Consider the following 21,021-nt stretch of genomic DNA (forward strand, 5'->3'; position numbering starts at 1 on the left):
CAATATGGCGACCAACTTTCATCTAGCGCCTCCGCCGAAGACCGTTGACGGTCTGGCGGCGGCGCCGATCGACATCCAAACCGTCGACGCGGCGCTGGTCTTCGACGCCGCGACGTTTACCGCCACCGGCGACGCAACGATGACCTACACGGTCGGGCCCTCATCGGGCAACCCCATCTTCGACCTGCGCCAGGACATCACGAGCGCCTGGCTTGATGGCGATCCGTTGCCTGCGGCGCAGCTTGCTCATCACGCCTTCGGCGCCAGCAGCTTCACCGATCTGCGCGTGATCGAATCGGTACAGGCCGCCGGTTCGGTGCACACCTTGCGCGTCCAGTATGTTCTCAGCATACCTGATGCGCAGCTGGGCGGCAGCTACCTGCCCGCGCTCGACTGGTCCGCAGGCCCGCGCCTGCGGTTTGTCTTCGGCCTCTCCGATCTGAACAAGGCGCGCTACGCTGAGGCCTGGCTTCCGTGCAACCTGATCTTCGACCAGTTCGCCATCACGCTGGAGGTCCAGATTGTCAACACGCTGGTGGCGCACTCAGTCATCACGAACGGCGCCGTCACTCCGCTGGGAGCCAACCACTGGCGCATCGAATTCCCCGCGCGCTTCACGGCGCTGTCACCCCTGCTCGAGGTACGCGCGAGCGACTCTCTGGAGCTGCAGACCGACACCACGACCCTGCCGATCTCCGGCAAAACCATCACGCTGGAAGCGTGGAAGCCAGTGGGCAGCGGCGTCGGCCTCGCCGGGCAGTTAAACACGCTTAAGATCCATTTGGCTGACAACGAGAACGACTACGGCCCTTACCTGCACGGCAACCGCTTCACCGCCTTCTTTAACGGCGGCGGTGGCATGGAGTACGAGGGGGCCACCACCACCTCGACCAGTGCGCTGCGCCACGAAACGTTCCACAGTTGGTACGCACGCGGCATCAAGCCCGCCTCGCAGGCGGACGGTTGGTGGGACGAAGGTTTCACTACGTTTCATGACGATGGCGCCGACGACTCACAGCCCTTCGACTTCGCCGTGGCGCCGGCCCTGTTGTGCTCGCGCGATCCTTGGCAGCGCAACACGCCCGGAAACTCTTACTCCGATGGCGCGCGCTTCTGGAAGGGCATGGCGGCGCTGTTAGGCGTTGGCCAGCTCAACGCACTGATGAAAGAACTCTATGTCGCTCACCAGGGCAACCCGGTGTCCACTGCGATGATCGAAGAGTTCCTGCTCTGCAAGTCAGGCAACGTACAGGTGGTGGATGCCTTCCACCGCTTTGTCTATGGGCTGGCTAACCCGTCGCCGGAGCCCGACCTGTGGTTGCGAGACGCCCCCGCTGATCCAGGCGCTGACACGTGGGACGGAAAGTTTTGGAACTCCCCCGACCTGTGGATCCGCAACGCCGACGACGGAGGCACAACGCACCAGTCGCCAGAATACGGCCAAGACAACTGGTTCCACGCCCGGGTACGTAACAAGGCTGGCGCCGGCGCGGCGCGGCACTTCGTCGTCACATTCCACTCTAAAGGTTTCGCCGGTACGCAGTTCCAGTATCCCGCCGACTTCTTGCCTTGTATCGCCGCGAGGGCGGCTTTCGACTTAGCGCCCGGCGCTTCGTGCGTCGTGAAAGCACGCTGGCCGCGCGCGTTAACGCCGCCGGCCGGCACGCACACCTGTCTCTTGGCGTCAGTCATCACGCGCTCCGACCATCCTGTCGCGAGCCGCCACGTGTGGGAACACAACAATCTGGTGCAGAAGAATCTCACCGTGGTAGACCTGCTGCCCAACACCTTCATGATCCTGCCCATCGTGGTGGCGAACTGGCAGCTCCACCTGAAATCAGCGTTCGCGCTTGAGTTGATCCGGCTGCGCGAGTCCGCCGGGTTCGAAGCCAGTGTAATCCACAAAGCGCCAGAGATGTTCCACGCCGCGAGCATCCCGTCGAAGCCGTTCTTCCCTTTCGACGGCCGTCCAGAACCGCCGCCAGAGCCGGTGGTCCTCGAATGCGGCGCCCACCTAGCCGGCTCCCGGGAGACGCAACGTGGGAGCATACTCACTTCTGCGACGCCGGACCTGATCCGGCAGCGCTTCCCACAGAGCTTTGAGGCGAGTTTCCCGAACGAGGGCGGGGAGCGGCTCGCGTTAGACCTGCCGCCATTCAACCAGATCGTGGTCGGGCTTAAGATCGCAGTGCCGCGCGAAGCGCAGCCAGGCCAGACGATCCGGCTGCACTTCCTCCAGCGGAGCCTCGTCACCGAGCAGATCGTCGGCGGCGTCTCGGTCCAGATCAATGTGGCGAAACCGGGCGAGCTGCGGCAGAAACCGATGGAGAAGACGCTCTGAAGTGTCCGGCATGAACGAAGAATAGACACGGGACCTGTGCTTGTCGGGCTTTGTCTTCTCGCAGCGTAGTCGCTTTCCTGTCGGGATGATAGATGGTGACTCCGCTGCCTTTAACAATACAAGGTCTTCCGATTTTGTTCTTCTATGTACCGTCAGCCACCGGGCAGCGAGCTAACTGCGCACTTTCACCAGCTTCACCAATCTGGCGCTAAAAAGTTTGCCCCAGACTTTTTTGTATAGCAAAGCGGGGATCACGAGAATCAGGTGAATGATGATAGAGAGTAGCGCATACAGGACAAAGGGGATCATCTTCAACGCGATCCAGCCGTCGCTGCAGCGGCAGTTAACAAACTCATTGCGCAGTTGCGCGATGTCGTTCAGCTCGCCGTTATCAATGCGGCGACGCACTTTAGGACAGTACAAATTGCGGCTTTTACAGCCCAGCAGATACGCCTTGAATACCCGTCGCGGGCTGACCGCCAAGGCGGTGGAAATGGCGATCAGGTTCATGAACATCAGAATGGGATGCAGCATGCTGCCCGTCCCTAACTCCCAGGCGCTGACCTCGCCTTCGCCGACTTGCGAAGCGCCATAGCCGGTGATCACATGATGCAGATCGTGGTACTTGATGTACTTGCGGCGCGTCTCTACGTTCGGCAAGGGAACCAGCAGACAGCCTACGAAGACTTCAACGAAAGCCGGCCGCTTACCGGTTTCGAGTTCAAAACCGCTTTCTTTATAGAAGGCGTTCAAGGCTTGGTCGATATTCATAGAATCCACAGACAGAGGTCACTGCAAAACAGAAGTTGAACGACACACCCATTCACTCCCAACCTGGCGACAAAGAGGAAGCCAATCCAGGCTGGGGAAGATGCGCAAAATCCAGTTCAGCAGTATAGCCGGAGCCGAGGGGAAATAACGATGAATTTTATGGCTCCATCATCCTTTGTTCATCCCCAACGCCGCTGGAATTCCGTCTTTGTCAGTTCAAAGTATTTGCAGGCCACGCCTTCAAACTCGCTGTCGTGGATATACTTAAAGCCCAGTTTCTCAATCACGTTGATGGAGGCTAGGTTTTCGATATGGGCGATGGCCGTCAGCATGTCCAGTTCGGGGTCTTCGAAGGCGTACTGGGCGAGTCGGATCGCCGCTTCGGTCGCGTAGCCTTTGCCCCAGGCTCTGCGCACCAGACGCCAGCCCATTTCCAGTTCGGGGCCGACAGCGTCGATAGGTATATAGGAAACCCAGCCCAACAGTTCATCCGGGTTATCTTTCGCGAAGATTGACCAGTAGCCGCGGCGCTCGCCAAAGTCGCCATTGATACGCGAGAGAAGGAAATTGACGTGCGCCTCCGATCCGTCATAAACGCCTGGGATGTAGCGGGTCACTTCCGGGTCTTTATCCATGGCGATACAGGCCTCAACGTCCTGCAGGCCGCGGGGTCTGAGAATCAGCCTTTCCGTTTCAAATATCTGCGCCATGAACTATTACTCCTTGCACTCTTCCACTAACTATAGACGTCAGTTCAATAATACAAATATTTGCGCTTTACTCTATTGAATTGTTGGGAGATTTTGTGAAATTCAACATTGGCCGCACATCGCTAAATTAGTAATGAGCACCCTTCTGGCGCGGGTCATCCTTATCGGAGTATCAACAGGTGACCATCAAACAGGCGACACCAACGTTCAATCACCTCATCATCCGTCCAGCTCTTGACCCGATCAGCATCCACACTCAGGACTACATGATAATGATTGCTCATCACCGCATAGGCAGCCACATCAATTGCAAAGACCTCTGATAAAAAGAAGAGCCTGTCCACAATCCATTGGCGACGATGTTCATAGCATTGCCCCGAGAATTCATCCTGACCACAAAGGAAAGCACGGCGAACACAACGGGCAACACAATGATAATAACGGGTATCGGAGAGGGAAATGAGTTCCTTTCTGGCGCGGGTCATCCTTGAACCTTAATACTGGATATTTAAACAGACAAAAGACTACAAGTTGACTGCAACTTAGTCAATTGGTTTGTGGGTGTCCTTTTTCCGCTCGTCAGATAAAAAGAAGAGCCTGTCGACTATCCATTGGCGACGATGTTCATAGCATTGCCCCGAGAATTCATCCTGACCACAAAGGAAAGCACGACGAACACAACGGGCAACACAATGATAATAACGGGTATCGGAGAGAGAAATGAGTTCCTTTCTGGCACGAGTCATCCTTGAACCTTAACACTGGATATTTAAACAGACAAAAGACTACAAGTTGACTACTGCTTAGTCAATTGGTTTGTGGATGTCCTTTTTATTCTCTCTGAGTAAGTTTTGTTTGTAGCAATAGTTTTTGTGTCTGGAACAACAAATTATTAATCAATCAAAGCATCCTTCGCAGCTTGAATCATATGTTCAAGCATTAGATCAGGATAGCGCCTTTCAAGAGACTCTATACATAAAATAAAATCTTTACTTTGTAAGTTTCTTGATACATCGTCAAAGACCGAACTCAAGTCTTCCACTATGTCACTGTCATCCAAATCGTTGAACAGTGACAAAGTAGAACTCTCGTCCTTAGACAAGAGTTCGGTGAGCTTTTCCCAGTACTCATAGACTTTGGGGTCTTCAGGATGCAATTTATTCACTTCTACCACTAAAGATTTAACTTCAGCTAATAAACTCATATCTAACCCCTATTTACTTAAAATAACTTCCCAAAAGTCGTTGGTTGTTACCGATGGTTGTTTAGAGCCGTCAGGAAAGACAGTTGCAGGCTGACCATTTGTCTTAATCACACCAACTCTTACATTGTTATAGATTCCATAAACAGGAACACCGTCTGCAACACTATCGAAGTTTTTAGTTGTATTTACGACATGTTCACCCGCAGCTTTTATATCAGTCTCAGTCCATTTTTCAGGGAACCACGACTGCCCTAATCCTCTTTTCTTTATCTTATGTTTATGCTGTGGAACATTTCCAACTCGCACTCCATTATCAAAAGTGTGCTCAATATTATACTTCATACCGATTTGTTCTAGGTATTCGATATTTGCTTGGCCATGCCCCCCACCAGACATAGAAGATGGATTAGGGTTTTTCTTCGGATTGCCGGGTGCGGGGAAGTCTCCTACATTAGAGTGCTTAACAGCGCCTTGGTTAAAGGTTATGTTGTTTGGAACTACTACCTGACCAATAATATCTGTTCTTGGCTGAACTATCACTGGAGATCTAACGGAAATAGTTTGCGGAAGTATTTCAACCCTTGTCCCTGGTGTAGCCACATTCAGGATCTTATTCATCACAGCGCCTTGCGCTCTGGCAGACACAATCTCACCAAGTAAACCAAGAGCTCTAGCCAACTCCATATTCCCTTCGTGGTCATTTGGATTCACTAAAGCTCCAATCGAATATACACTCGAAGAAACTACGTTAGTACGAAGCGAGTCAATTTCAGCCTGGAATCTAGGGTCTAGTAATTTAGCTATCGGCTCAGGATGTAACATTCTCACACGAATCTCTTCATATGGAGTACATGTATCAGAAATCTCGGGCCCCGGAACAATAACTGTTTCGTATACTTCCTCCCAGTTCACTCTTATGTACTGTGTTTGGCTAATTCTCTCCATAGAGAAAAGGCCTCTTTCATCCTTTTCAATTCCTGATGAAGCTAAAAAACCATCTGAACCACTACTAGTCTTAATCAGTTGGTATCCCGCTGCCTCATACACGTTTGAGGTACCAATGACACGATCTTCTCCTACCATTGGCACAGGACTTCCCACTTCTTCCTGCTCAACAGTCCGAGCATTACTCCTCCCACTCCCCCCAGCAATCCCCGCCAAGGCCAGCGACCCAATCGAACTACCCAACACCCCAGCCATCATCCCCACATAATCCGGACGATAGTCTTTACTATCAAACACCGCCGTCCGAACGCCTTCGCTCACCGCACCAGAAAAAACACCATGAATCGCAGTACTGGCGATACTACCGCTGCCCAACGATGAGTTCGCCGCATTAAGCGCGCCTTTCAGGCCGTTATCAGCCAGAGCATTACCGGTAACTCTCCGTCCCAATCCTTCATAAAGCGTGCTGGAAACCAAGGAAGTAGCCACATCCCGCCAACGGAACGTCTTCGCCGTATCAGTAATACTGCCAGCAGCATAATCAGCACCGGCAGCTATAGCTGCACTTCCAATATTAGTGGCTAACTGAGGTAATTTATTAATCAAGGCGTAGGCGCCGAAACCAGCTGTCGCACCCGCAGTGATCCCACTACGCACAACGTTTCTCAACGAGAAGTGATCTTGTATTCCTACTCCCTTGGCTGCCACTTGCGACACTGCACTACCGACCATTGCACTTGCCGCATAACCTGCGGCGGTCGCAAAAGTGCTCCCCGCTGCTGACAGCACCGTCGTGGAAGTGGCCATAGCCCCAAGACCGAATCCTCCCGCTGTGGTCCCTGCGGTCCCTAAGGCAGTCATTACATTACCGATAGCAGTAACTGCATATGGCGCTAAAATTGCCGTCACCGCAACAGCAATGACGGTCACAATAATCCCAGCCCCACCACACTTACCACCTTTAGGCGGCGGTGGCGGTTCTGGCAATGTCGGCGTGGTATCCCCTATCGCCAGTCCCGGATCATAAGGCCGGAAAGTCCCCGCATTGTTGTGAACGTTAGTCACCACATTCGGGATTACCAGGTTCAAACCTGCAGTCAGCGCTTCGCTGCCGGATAATGCATTGGCGTCGGCCAGCAGATACCACAGGCTGCTGTCTCCCCACTGGCTGGCGGCAATCGCCTGAAGCGTGTCGCCCTCTGCGGTGGTGTAATAACCGGAGGCTTTGCCAGGGTACTCGGGGCTGATGGGCTGAAAGTTCTGATCGAAGTCCGCCGAGGTGACCGGCACGACCCGCTTCAATTTGGAATAGCCGATTCTCTTGGTGATGTCGACTTCATAGCTGTTGATACGCGGCTTATCGCCATTACCGCCTCTCCAGTAACGGGTCTCTGTCCGCAGGACTTGGTCTTTATTTCCTGTATTGGCCAGATGCTGAACATAGTCAGTCCGGGAGGCAACGTCATCGTTACCGATATCTCCCCGTACAATCCCATCCAGATAGAAGAACTTACGACGGATAGGCTTCTCTTCCCCTCGTGCTTCCCAGTCGATTTCATTCCGCTGGATGGTCTGACCGCGGTGGTTGTTGATATAAGTCAGAGAGCGGTCTTCGACATGATCATAGACAAACAGATTATGGCCGTTGGCGTTATAAGCGTAATAAGAAACCCCTTTCCCCACATTATCGCCTATTGCGTCAATTTCCACGCGACTTTCTTTGTAGCGGTCAAAGCGATCCTGGGCGTTATAGAAGTAATTGGTTTTAACATCCAGTTCTGCTCCTGCCCCCTCATAGAAGGTGCTCTTCACCGTCGAACCATCATTCAGATAACTGTAGGCCAGTGTCCTGGTTTTATCGTCACCTTTCTTCGAGCGGGTATAGTCATAGATCACACGATTATCGGCATTGTAGTCATATTCGTTATGACTCCAAGTTTGCTGATGAATCACTTCATTATCATCGGTGTAATGAATATATTGGTAGTGATTTACCGTACGTCCCAACGCATCGTTATCACGGTAGGCGATCTGGCGGAAGCCATTCCCCATATCAACTTCGCCATTATAGCGAATGCCGGTACCGGCTTTGTTCTCATAGTCCGTATCATGAAGCCAGACGGACTCAACTCGGCTGTTGTCGTCATAGACATACTTCTCATTGACCACAACCGCCTGTCCCTCTCTGTTCTTCAAAGCGCTGTAGCTGCTGGTTCGACGCCCCATGGCGTCATAGGTCAGCTGGTAACCGGTATTGCCAGCCCGAATCTTGCCACTACTGTTGAGGGCTCCCATTGTGACCGTAAAGCGGTTTTCTTTATCGTAAAGATAAAAGAAATCCTGGGTCTGGATCTTCTCGCCCACACTATTCTCGGACACGATATAGTTGTCGTAGACGGTTTTCACTCTGCGCCGGTTACCCACCGCATCATAGAAGTATTCCAGGTCGTACTGATCGGAATCGACAATGGTCTTCACCCGCCCCAACGCATCATAGGCGGCATGGACATTCTGATAAGGGACAGAATGATCTAGGCTAGTAAAAGAGCCGTCTCGGTAGGTCTCATCAATCACGTTACCATTGGCGTCGTACCGGAAGTCAGCAAAGCTGCCGATACCATAGTCATTGATACGACGCACCCGACCATTGGCATAGTATTCGTATTCAATATGTTGATTTTCACGGCTGCGGAGTTCTTCCCGGAATCCCGTGCTGTCCGGAATTACGGAAGCATCGTAGTTAGAACTGGTATCGCCGGTCTGGGACGACAGCCACCCCGCCTGATTGTAATTGTAAGTGAACTGATTACCGCCCAGATCCCGGTGTTCACGAATCCTGCCAAAGTAATCCAATTTATCCAACAGAGTGTGAGCTGCCTTAAAGTTGGCGTCACTCTCAGAATTCAGGCCGTTGACGGTTTCCTTGGTAAAGCCGCCCAAGCCGTTGCCGATGGTGGCGTCATAGCCATATATATAGCGGGTCTTGCGAGCCTCCCAGCGCGCAGCATTGTTACTGACATCGCCATCATCAAAGCTCGTGTGCTGTATAACGCGACCTTCACCGTCGTAGCGGTATGTCTCAACATAATTAAGGGCATTCGTATGGGTAATCCGGTTGCCCTGCTCATCATATCCGTAGGCATCGAAGGAGTAGGCCGCCCCTCCGGCGCCATTGCGATATGAGGACAAGGACGCAAATTGCCGGGTTTCAGTTAACCGGTTTGCCTTATCGAAGCTGTACTGATGGTACTGACCGAGTTCATCGATCATCACCCGGCGATTCCCCAACGCATCGTATTGATAGGTTTTGCTGCCGCCGAAAGCATCCCGCTCAGAGATCACTCTGCCGCCGCTGAAGCTTTGAGTACGGTAGTAAGCGCCCTGATCCTGCTCCACGGAATAGCCTTCATCTCTGGCATTCAGGTAGCTGTTGGCATCGTCAGTCGCGACCATCTGGCCCTGGGCATTGTAGTAATAGCGGGTGACCGGATGAGCTTCCAGGGTTTTCAGTTCGCCATTGACGGCATGATCCTGGGCCACTTCCACTTTGGGATCGATTTTGTGGGTCAAGCGACCCTGGGCGTCATAGAAGGAATGTGTTTGGTTACCATTACCATCGACTTCTGCAATCACCTCACCAAAGGCGTTATATCGCTGACGTTTGTGGATCTGGTAACTGCTGTGATCCCCCAAAATCCAACTGGCGCGATAGTTCTGGGTCACACTCTTCTGCTGATTGTTTTCAACAGACCAGTTACCACTGAGGCTTTCCTGAGTGCCTTCGGTACTGCTGGCCCCAGCCACAACTTGGCGATAAACCCGATGGACGTCCTGAACTTCAAATTTATAGTTAGAGGTACTGGCTGAACCTGTACCAACTGACGCCGTTGCTGTAGCTTTATTTAGTACCTCTCCACTAGTGTTTTTGGTTGTGAAATTAACCGCATGAGTTCCAGAGCCGACAGCAAGATAATAGCGGTTGCCGTATTTGCTGGAATTACTGAGATTAACGCCACCGACAGTGCCGCTAGGCTTAGCCGCAGGATTGGAATTAGGCTCATAAATTACAACATAGCCATTACTTGTTGTTCCTTGATAGGTCGTTAATTGATTGTAGCCGTTATTAGAACTGTTATAGCTGAATTTTTGGCTATAAAGAACTTTGTTATCTAATTCAGCTGGAGCAACAATTTTGAACCGGTAATACAAATCGCTTGGATAAATAACGCCGGCTGCCGCACTGCTATCTCTTTGGTAGGCATGAGTAATAGTCCTCGTGACTGAAGTTGCACTTTTGGCCACAACTTGGCTGAATGTATTGGTGGCGCCTGTTCTAGTATTGATCACATCAATACTAAAATGTAATTCAACTCCTAATTTTTGTAATTGTGATGGTATTGCTAATGTAAATGATCGAGTAATATTACGCTGAATAGGGTCGTCATCTCCTCCCCGTTTTTTAACCGATTGGTGAGATAAATTATGAACTTGAGATGTAATTTTTACTGAATCAAGACCAACGGCACTGACACTTCCGACCTGCGCTCCACCCACTTTCGTAAACGTCCGTGTAGTTAACTCTCTAACAAAAGCCCGCTTCATGTCATGGCTGACGGTCCGGTATCCCGTGACATCAATCTGGCCGTCTCGGTCCAGTGTCAGATTCACCGCATAGTCCTGATCATTCCCAAAGGTCGCTTCGCTCAACTCATCCGAACTGACCTCAAAACTGCTTTCCAACTGGTAATTCTGGGTTTCTACATCGCGGTAGATATAACTCTTATCCCCCTCGACTGATCGCCATACCCGGACAATGGTCTTGGTAAACTGGTTCGTCCCGGTATTGACGACCTTTTCCCGTTGCCAGGCCGTATCATAACTATCATGCGCAGAGGTTAAAGCGATCTCGCCATAGCTGGAGCCGACTGCTGTCAGAGCACTGTCCAGCGTTAATGCACCTTGCACCTCAGTTAAGGCAAAATCACCGTAACCTTGCTGGGTATAGACCCCCGCCGGGTTACTCGGCACGCTGGAACGGTAGGCATAATCTGTACTGGCAGAGATTTTCTGACTGGAATATTGGGTATTGGAGCCATTGAACACCGGATTGCCGGATTCATCAAAACTCATCGATCCCACATCAGTGGTGCTCAACTGCCAGTTGTCGTAATCAATGTCCGAGGTCCAGCCGCTGTCGACAATGTCTTCATGCAGTTGTGTTGTCAGCTCCTGATATTCGTGCGGCGCTTCAAAGGTGTCCGTCAGGCGATTACGTTCATCAAACACACTCACCATCATCTGGGTCTGCAGCACTGACAGGGCCTGCAGTTGCGCGGGGGTATCGATCTCCGCCAGGCTCAGCGGGTCACCCGCTTCGTTGGTCAGGTTGTCATCCACCAGAATAAATTCCGCCGTGGCATTGCCGTTCTGGTCATACAGATACAGTTGAGGGGCCCCGGTTTCCTTGTTGGTGCTGAACAGGCGACCGACCTTGTCGTATTTGTACTGTTCCTGGTACTGGCCATTGACCCCTTTGGCTTCGATATCCCCATAACCGTTGTAACGGGTTTCGTGGCTCAGCCCCGTGGTATCCACATGTTTGATTTCCCGGTTCTGGGCGTCATACCAGTACTGGTAGTGATAGGATTTTGTGGTGTTGTCCGCCTGGGTCTGGGTCCACTGTTTCTGTACGCTGTTACCGAAGATGTCGGTCTTGTAGTGGGTCACCGCACCGGTGGCGTCTTCTTCGGACTGCACATAGCCCAGCAGGTTATACACCACTTTCTGGGTCTGGTCTTCGGCATCCACCGATCCGTGGCGAGTGGTACTGACCGCCCGCCCCAGGGCATCGTAGCCGTAGGTGGTCATGGCCCGGACACTGACGCCGCGGTAATCGGTGAACTGCTGGCCCAGCTCCGTTGACGCTCGGCCCAGTTCGTCATAGTGGATTTCGGTAGTACGCCCCATTACTCCGCCATCCCCCGGGGCAATGGTGGAGCGCAGACGGTCCAGATCATCGTAAGTGTATTCAGTAGTCCGGGTGGACGCACTGGTCTTCACCGGAGCATTGCCGCTCAGGCTGTAGTCTGTCACGTTATAGACGATGTCCCGAATCTTACGACCCAGTTGATCATAATCCGCCACACTGCGACGATCCGCCTGTACCTGGCTGGCCAGGACATCTTCGTTGGCCAGATCCGCCAGGTCCTGACCCGCCAGGGCTGCCGCTTTGGCTTCTGCCGACGAACGTTGGCTGGCAATATTGGATTTCAGTTCATCCAAAGTGGCGTACATCGCCGGATCTTTCGCCTCATAGGCATAACGGTATTCTTCGGTGATCTGCCCAAAACCATTCACCTTCCAGGTGGTGAGCGCATGATGGCGACTGACATTTAACGAACCCGCCGAGTCTTTGTCATAATGGATGACCCCGGCCTCCAGCTGAGCGGTTTTCTCGCCCCTTGAGTCGTAGAAGTAACGGGTGGTATTGCCACGGCCATCGGTCTGGGCAATCAATTGGCCATTCCGGTCATACAGGTTGAAGGTCCGGATGGCACCGGCACTGTAGCCGTCATCATACAGACCGCCCGCACTGCCACCCTGGGCCAGGGCGGAGATATCTTCCGCCTTGAGGGCCAGATCAAAATGGGTCTCAGAGCGGGTGCGGGTTTCCACCACCCGGTTATTCAGGTCATAGACCGAGGTCAATTCCCGATAGTCGTCGGTCTCCTGACTTAAGAAGTCGGCCAACAAATTGGTGCTGACGCTGGCGAGTTCTTCCCCGTACTGACGTTCCAGGATACGGTTGCCCTGATCGTCGTAGGCATAGGTGGTGACCCCACCGGTGGTATTCACCTGAGCCGTTAATCGGTTCAGGGCATCGTAGCTGAAGAGCTGTTTCTGTTTCGGTTCCAGCGCCGTGGTCGGGGTACCATTCTCATCGACCTCATAAGCCCTGACCACTTCCACCAGACGGTTGCCGAACAGGTCAAACTCCCGCGAGGTCACCTGACGCACATTGCTGTAGCTTCTCAGGCTGCCGGTGCTGCTGTAGTAGTCCATGCTGGTCACGGCGGACCATACTGCCACTTCCCGGTTCAGTTTGTCGTGCTGGAACAGCGTTGTCCGGGTTTGCCCCGTGATGGTCTTGAAGCTCTGGCTGGCGGCATCCCAGTAGCTGCCCTCGGTAACCGCCACTTTGTTGCCAAAGGCATCGTAGCGCACCTGTTCGGCCAGTTGCCGTTCGGCCGTGTTGTTGATGTCTGAATTGAACACCACCGTGGTGCTCGGCTGAATGGTCGCCGTGCGACGGCCCAGGGCATCGTACTGGTACTGGGTCACCTGGTTTTCCCGGTTGGTCCAGCTCAAGCGGTTACCGGCCGCATCATAGGTATACTGATCACTGACCACGATGCTGCTGGTTTTCCGAGCCTGTTCCTCCACCACCCGGCCCAGGGTGTCGAACACGCTGGCCGTTTGACGGTCATGGCTGGCATCACTGACCAGCAGGCTTTGCACCTGGGCCAGGGTCTTGCCGCTCAGATTGGTGCTGATCGGGGTATTCCAGGCGGTTTTCGACACCACCTGGCCACTGGCATTGTAGGCATAGCCCTGCACATAGCCTGCCGGGTCCACCTGCAGGGTCAGGCGATTGAGGGCATCGTAGAAGAAGTGGCCGGTATGGCCTTCGGCATCCGTCGACTGAATCAGGTTACCGAACGCATCGTAGTCACTCGATGTAGTGTAGCCTTCGCCATCAGTCTCGCTGATCTTGAGGCCACGGCGATCAAAATCCTGGGTGTGGCTGAAGATATCCTTCAACACTTCCACATGGGAGCCGCTGGGCAGGTAATCCGGATTCAAAAAGCTCAGCGTGGTGGCGTATTTGGACAGCCAGCTCGCCTGCTGACTTGCCCACAGGCTGCTGTCGTCGGCCAGGTATTTCTGCGCCAGGATCTTCAGGCGGCTTAATTCGCCTTGGGTCCACTCCGACAGGTTCGTGGTCAGCTCGTAATAGCGCGGATCAATCACCCGGGTGATCTGACCGAAGCCGTTGTATTCATAGCCGGTGGTGCTGGCTTCGGCAGTGCCCGCCGCTTTGGTTTCCAGAACCACCCGGTTCAGTTCGTCGAATTCGAACGTGCTGATCTGGGCATTGCTCAGCCCTTCCCCGCTGACCAGTTGCACCACGTTGCCGAAGCGATCGTAGTCCTTGCGGGTCACCAGGGTCTGGCCGTTCACCTCCGGCGCATGAATGCGTACCTGACGGTTCAGGGGATCGTATTCGTAACGGGTGGTGCGATCTCCGCCCTGGGCATCGTTGTTCAGGGTGACGCCACTGCTGACATAGTCCGCCGCGGTTTTCTCATAGACAGACACCGCCGTCGTGTAATGGGTTTCGCTCAGCAGGTTATCGAAAGCGTCATAGCTGTAGCGGATCACATAGCCTTGGCGATCCGCAGCCGCCACCTGACCATCATCCACCGAATCCCTCGGGGTCAGTTTGGTGATCAGGCGGTTGTTATCATCATAGGCAAAGGTCGTGGTATTGCCCCGGGCATCGGTCACCGCAATGCGGTTGCCCTGGTAATCATAGTCATAGGTTTCCGTGACCCAGGTTTCGGAATTGCCCACCATCAGACGCTGGGATTGGCGAATGGTCTGGCCCCGGGCATCGTACTGATAGCGGGTCACCCGTGTCTGGCTGTCCGTGCTCAGGGCATCCAGCGCCGCATAGGTAACAGCTCCGGCATAGACCTGGGCGTACTGGCGTTCTTCCACCACCTGGTTGAAACCGTTGTAGAGGGTTTCACTGACATAGCCTTCGGCATTGACACTGAAACGCAGACGATCCAGGTCATCATAGACAAACTGAGTGACCTGATCCTGACTGCTGGCCAAGCTGGCCACCGCCGCGTCCATGGCGGCTTCCGTCGGTGCCATCCCCACCCCGGAGGCGGCTTCGGCATACCGGGTGGTGCGGATCACATTGCCCTGGGCATCATACTCATGACGGGTCACATAACCGGCCGTATCCAGGCTATACACCAGTTGGCCACGGGCATCGTAGACGGATTGGCTGCTGCGGACCGTGCTGGCGGACATCGCCAGATTGTGGCCGAGGACAGTACTTTCCATCTTCGCGCCCGGATCCAGGAGAGAGCTGTCCACAAAATAGCCTGCGGCGCTGTCATAGGTATTCGTGGAAGTATACTTGAGGACAAAGTCCGCATCGGTGGGCGACTTCAGGTAGTATTTGACCTGATTGCCTTCCGCCACGATCCGCACCCGGGTTTGAGGGTCATGTTTTCCCAGGTTGGCGATTTCTGCCCCTTCTTCAAAAATCTTTAAATGATTTTCCCAGTTTCTGTAAACGGCAAAATCGAGATCCGAGTAATCATCTGAACTGTTGGTTTTATTCAGTCCTGCCATGACGCGTTTGCCGTCACCGGGCAGAGTGAACTCGAGATAGCCATCACCACGCAGGATCTCTGCGGACCGGGCTGACTGGTTCCAGGTGCCGGTCGCCAGGGTCCGCTCAGAGGTGCCCAGGTAACCTTCCATGCCGCTCGACTGATACTCCCAGGTCACCAGCTGAGGTAACCAGGCCTCGATTCCGGCTTCGCTATACTCAACCCCGGTGTCAGGTAACGCACCACTGTACTGATAGGTACCAATGACCTGCCCCTGGGCATTGTAGGTGTAGGCGGTGACATAACCGCCGGCATCCACGGCATAGCGGACCTGGCCGCGATCGTCATAAATCTTGTGAGTCGATTGAGTGCCTTCGGTCTGGGTTGCCGCAAAGGCTGCCAGCGCCGACTCGGTCATCTCCGTACCGGTATAGGTCCCGGCATAACGCAGGGTTTCAGTAACCCGACCGGCATGGTCGTAGCGGGATTCACTGACCTGACCTAACGCATTGATGGTAAAGCGGGTCTGGCCACGGTCATCATAGATCTGATGACTGATGGTTTTGTTTGTCTGGCCTGCCCCGAAACTCTCCAGAGTGGCCAGGGTGTAATCACTTCCCGTATAGGCCGCTTCGTAGCCGATGACCTTCGTGATCTGACCTCGGGCATCATAGAGGGTCTCGGTGACATAGCCCAGGTTATCGAGACTGAAGCGTACCTGACCACGGGCATCATAAACGTGATGGCCATCGACTGGCGTGGCCTGTGCACCGGCAAAGCTTTCCAATGCCGACAGGGTAAAGTCCTGTCCGCTGTACACCGCATCATAACGGGTGGAGCGCACCGCCTGACCGCGGGCGTCATAGGTGGTTTCGGTCACGTAGCCTGAGCTATCAATACTGAAACGGGCCTGACCGCGACTGTCGTAGACGACCCGGGAGAGCTGAACGTTTCCACCGATATGAGACAGGCTCTGCCCCATCACCACATCACCGATGATCGCCCCGTCTTCCAGGAAAGAGGTATCCACCACATAAGCCTTGGTGACATCCGCCGCCACGCTGGAGGTGTAGGCCAGCGCAAAGGCGTCCTCTGGCGAAGACTGGAGGTAGTATTTGACGGCCGTGCCGTCCATCTCGATACGGAAGCGGGCATCCGCCCCATAGACGCCCACATCCTGCTTGAATTCGCCGCCTTCATAAATACGGATATGCCCGTCCCAACGACGATAAAAGGCATAGTTCAAGTCAGTGTAGCTGTCCGTATTATTGGACTTGCTCAGGCCCACCATTGCCCGTTTGCCATCGGTCGGAATGGTAAATTCGATAAAGCCTTCACCGGTCAGGCTGTTGCTGGAACGCAAGGCCTCATTCCAGCCATAGGCGCCGGCGACCCGTTCACCTTGCCCGGCATAGCCGGTGAGGTTGTCCGATGACCGGTACGTCCAGGCCACCAGTTCCGGTAGCCGGGCGTCAATGCCTTCGACGGTATAGGATACGCCACTCTCGGGTAACGCGGCAGAATATTGGCGGGTTTCAATCACCCGCCCAGCCGTATCGTAGGTGTAGCCGGTCACATAGCCTTCGGCATCGATGCTGTATTTGACCCGGCCTTTGGCATCATACACTTGATGGCTTTCCACCGGCGTGGGTTGAGCCGCTGTAAACGCCTCCAGCGCCGACAGGGTGAATGCCTGACCGGTATACGCCACCTCATAGCGGGCCGAGCGTACTGCACGGCCCTGCGCATCGTAATCATGGGTCGTGACATAACCGGCCGCATCAATGCTGTATTTGATCTGCCCTCGGGCGTCATAGACGATATGAGCATCTACAGAGCTGGATTGAGCATCGGTGAATAGTTTCAATGCCGACAGCGTGAACTCCTGCTCGCTATACACGGCATTATACTGGTACGTGGCCACTTCCCGGCCCTGGGCATCATACTCATGCTCAACCACATAGCCTTCGGCATCAATGCTGTATTTGACCTGGCCGTTGGCATCATAAACGTTGCGGGTCGTTGCGCCCTCAATCTGCTGATTCAAATCCGCTTCAATGGCATTGTGCAGGGTCACCTCTGCCGGACTGTAACCAGCCAGCTTGGTAAATGCCCGCAGTTCCATGTCGAACCAGTCTGTCCCCGCCAGGGTATCACTCCAACCCTGTGCCCGATTCTGGCCTTTCTCGTAAACCCACAGCACCGTGCCGGTTGCCGTGGTTTCCAATTCCACCACATAGGTGGTGTTGTCCTTGATCGCCCCGATTTCGTCCTTCTGGGTCGTACCGTCAAAACGTTGATAGCGGTACGCTTTATCGCCCAGGAACTGGACGCCATGGCGTCTGTGTCCCGGATCACTGAAGCCATTGCTGGCCTGCAGCATTAACTGCAGATAGCGTCCGTCACTCTGGCTGCCCGTCTGTACTTCGGCCCGGTAGAACATGCCTTCCTGGAAAGCAATCCGACGGTCACTGACCAGCCCCGGATAGAGGGTTGACTCACTACTGCCGGAGGTAAAGCTGACAGAGCCATCGGCCAGCACCACCGCATTGGCGCCATAGTTCTTGAGGCTGTAGCCGGAGAGATCCGTCCTGAAGTCCTGAGACTGCACACTGTACAGTGCTGCTTTCACCGCGCTTTCTGACGACGCAAACTCGGCACTGATCGGGGTGTCATAAGAGGTGCTGGCGATCTGCCGACCCTGGGCATCGTAGTCATAGCCGGTCACGTAGCCTTCGGCATCAATGCTGTATTTGAGCTGGCCTTTGGCGTCGTACACTGTATGGCTCTGCGCCGGTGTCGACTGTGTTGCCGCAAAGCCTTCCAGGGCAGACAAGGTCATTTCCTGGCCGGGATAGGCCGCCTCAAACCGTTGGGTAACCACTTCCCGGCCCAGTGTGTCGTACACATGGCCGATCACATAACCGTCGGCATCAATCTCAAAGCGTACCCGGTCCTGGGCGTCGTACACATAGTGCGTGCTGTTGCCCAGGGTGTCCGTCGATTTGATCAAGCGACCCAGGTCATCGTATTCCTTGTGCGTGCGGGACAGTTCTGTCAGCGTGCTGCTGACATCGTTTTCCACCACATGGGTCAATTGTCCGGCGCTGTTGAAGTGACTGACGCTCTGATGGCCCACCGCATCGGTGGTCACCACCTGGTTGCCCTGGTATTCCGTGCTTGAACGAATCACCCCCAGGGCATCTTTGGTCGACAACAGACGCCCCAGGCCGTCATACACATACAGGGTCTCGCCGTTATTGGCCTGGTGGCCCATGGCACTGGGCAGGTCATTGGCGGTTTCCACCGGTACCTGGTGACCGGCACTGACTTCTTTCAGCAACCAGCCGTTATGGTCGTAGACGTAGAAGGCTGTGGCCGCTGTGGCGGTGATGCCCGCGCCATTGGCATCGGTCTCACTGTAGGTGGTTTTCTGGCTCAGCTGGCCACGGAAGTCGTAGGCATAATCCACCCGGCTCACCCCGGCCTGCAGGGCTCCAGCGGACCAGGTTTGCAAGGTGCTTAATGTGGGCACCGCGTCCACCGCCAGACCACTGAGGTCATAGCGCTGGGTATGACCGAGGGTGGTTTGCAGTTGATGTTGCGCGTTGTACTGGTATTCGACCACGCCGCCCAGGGCATCGATTTCAAACCGCAGCAGGCCGTTGTCATCGTAGATCCGGCGACTGGTCTGTCCGTCACTGGCGCTCTGGGGCCCTTCGATCCCGTCCGGATCCGCCGCCTGGTAGCGGGTCTGGGTTTCGATCTGGTTACGGTCGTTGTAGGTGTAGGTGGTCACAAAGCCCAGGGCATCGTGCTGTTCCAGCAGGTTGCCCTGTTCATCGTAACGGGAGGTGAGTCGGGCACCACTGGCGTCAATCACTTCCACCAGATTGCCGTCACTGTCATAACGGTACTGCTGCAGGGCACTGGCCGTGGCATTCTGGGGGCGTTCGATCTCGGTGATCTGACCTTCCGCATCATAGCGCAGGAGGGTCTGGTAACCGGTTTCGGTGGTGGGGTCGGTGACCCGGGTGATCACCGTTTCCCGGTTCGCCAGATCATAGGCATAGGTGGTCAGAAGCGCATCGTCTCCTTCCCCCTGCATCACCCGACTGACCCGGTATTCCCCGTCCACCAGCTCATAACCGAAACTCAGTACCGTGCCATCGCTCTGCACAATGCGCGAGACCCGTTTACTGGCGCCTTCATAGGCGTAGGTGGTCATGTATCGCTGACCATCGGCAATGCTGCTGTCTTCCGGGGTGATGTCGACTTTGACCCGGTACAGGCGATCCTGGCTGTCATAGTGGTAGGAGGTCGTCGCCTGCAGGTGTCCGTTGGCCAGCCGGGTTTTGACGCTTTCCGGACGGCCTTTACTGTCGTAGTAGACCTCGACTTTCTCGCCGGCGGCGTTGGCAATGGTGACCTTGGACGCGGTCTTGCTGATGCTTAACCGGGTCGGATCGTCTTCATGTTTGAGTCCGAACAGCACGCCCTGGTCATCATAGATTTCCTGCTGCCGGGTCGATCCTTCCGTCCACAGGAAACGGTACACGCTGTTAGGGTTGTAGCTGATGGTGTCATGGGCGCCGCTACCGACTGTGGAGACATATTGGCCCGAGGCTTCATCGAAGATGTATACCACGCGGCTGCCGTCTCCGGCCACCCGGGTGATGGTGCTGCCGGCCTGCCCTAGGGTCGCATTGTCAAACTCCAGGGTCTGGTTGAAGTTAAAGTAGAAGTTGTCCCCGTTATCATCGGTGAACTGGCCCTGGCTGTTGTAGGTCCGGACCAAGCTGGTATCTTTTCCTGCCCCGATCAACAGTTCGTCCCTGGTTTGCAATATAAGGTTACCGGTGGACGCGTTAACATAGGATGTCTCGCCAATCTGGCCCTGCCGAAGATGGGAAAAGCCTGCGCCTCCTGCCAATTCCTTACCAAACAGACCTAACCCGCCCCCTGTAACTACCGCAACCATTGCGCCACCTTATATTTTGAATTCAATAAAAAAGCCGCGCTTCTATGTCTTCACACTGAAGTCGCGGCTATCTATATATTGTATATTGATGCCATTAACACTGAATTAAACGAATGCAACAAATGCTGAAAATATTTTTTCATCCCTAGAAAGGTTTCCTGCTTCGTTAAATCATTAGCCTTGGTTTTCTTCAGCTTTAAGGTGAGATTTAATAGTTTTTCATATAGGAAATCAAGTAACTAACGCCCATAAAAGCGGCCAATTTTTACTCAAAAACACTCAAAACGCCAAGCATCTTGAATTTATAAAATCCTTACTGAAACAAGCGATCTTGTCTTTATATATTGCTAAAACAATTAGAAACCTTGGGCTTGCTAGTATCAAATAACCTCCAGCCAACAAAGACAAGCATTCCTCCTTACTTAATAAAATACCGTCACCCTTGCATCAATAAATGGCTAAAACGGATTTAAGCTTAGATGTCAACGGAGATCCGTAAATTAGCGAACACATCGGATAGATGAAGATTTGATGACGTTCATTTTGCCATTATCGCAGCGGCGGCCGCATCAGTCAGCGATATACGCCGACTTAGTACTAGGGCGTCTCTGGATGGTCGCCAGAATCAGTCATAATACGGCAGGAAAACTCAACGC

5 protein-coding genes and 2 pseudogenes are annotated in these 21,021 nt (G+C 54.0%); 1 reads left to right on the forward strand and 6 read right to left on the reverse strand.

The window, feature by feature from the left end:
• The first annotated feature begins 4 nt into the window (after nt 1-4).
• Nucleotides 5-2,341, forward strand: a complete 2,337-nt coding sequence (locus O5O45_RS12260) for a M1 aminopeptidase family protein (protein WP_305905511.1) — start codon at nt 5-7, stop codon at nt 2,339-2,341.
• Nucleotides 2,342-2,512: 171 nt separating this feature from the next.
• Here O5O45_RS12260 and O5O45_RS12265 read toward each other — a convergent pair whose 3' ends face one another.
• The 6 genes and pseudogenes from O5O45_RS12265 to O5O45_RS12290 all read right to left on the reverse strand — a co-directional run bounded on the left by O5O45_RS12265 (nt 2,513) and on the right by O5O45_RS12290 (nt 20,365).
• Nucleotides 2,513-3,112: a hypothetical protein gene (locus O5O45_RS12265; protein WP_305905512.1), complete on the reverse strand. Its 600-nt coding sequence runs from the start codon at nt 3,110-3,112 to the stop codon at nt 2,513-2,515.
• 179 nt (nt 3,113-3,291) lie between these two features.
• The gene (locus O5O45_RS12270; protein WP_305905513.1) at nt 3,292-3,822 is read right to left on the reverse strand and encodes a GNAT family N-acetyltransferase; all 531 of its coding nucleotides are present in this window, start codon (nt 3,820-3,822) and stop codon (nt 3,292-3,294) included.
• Between the two features lie 164 nt (nt 3,823-3,986).
• A pseudogene (locus tag O5O45_RS12275) lies at nt 3,987-4,307 on the reverse strand (transposase); the annotation flags it as partial.
• 93 nt (nt 4,308-4,400) lie between these two features.
• A pseudogene (locus O5O45_RS32085) lies at nt 4,401-4,568 on the reverse strand (alpha-amylase family glycosyl hydrolase); the annotation flags it as partial.
• 146 nt (nt 4,569-4,714) lie between these two features.
• Nucleotides 4,715-5,026, reverse strand: a complete 312-nt coding sequence (locus O5O45_RS12285) for a hypothetical protein (protein ID WP_305905514.1) — start codon at nt 5,024-5,026, stop codon at nt 4,715-4,717.
• Nucleotides 5,027-5,035: 9 nt separating this feature from the next.
• The gene (locus O5O45_RS12290; protein WP_305905515.1) at nt 5,036-20,365 is read right to left on the reverse strand and encodes an EndoU domain-containing protein; all 15,330 of its coding nucleotides are present in this window, start codon (nt 20,363-20,365) and stop codon (nt 5,036-5,038) included.
• Nucleotides 20,366-21,021: the final 656 nt, after the last annotated feature.

Source organism: Hahella sp. HNIBRBA332, assembly GCF_030719035.1.
Taxonomy (GTDB): Bacteria; Pseudomonadota; Gammaproteobacteria; order Pseudomonadales; family Oleiphilaceae; genus Hahella.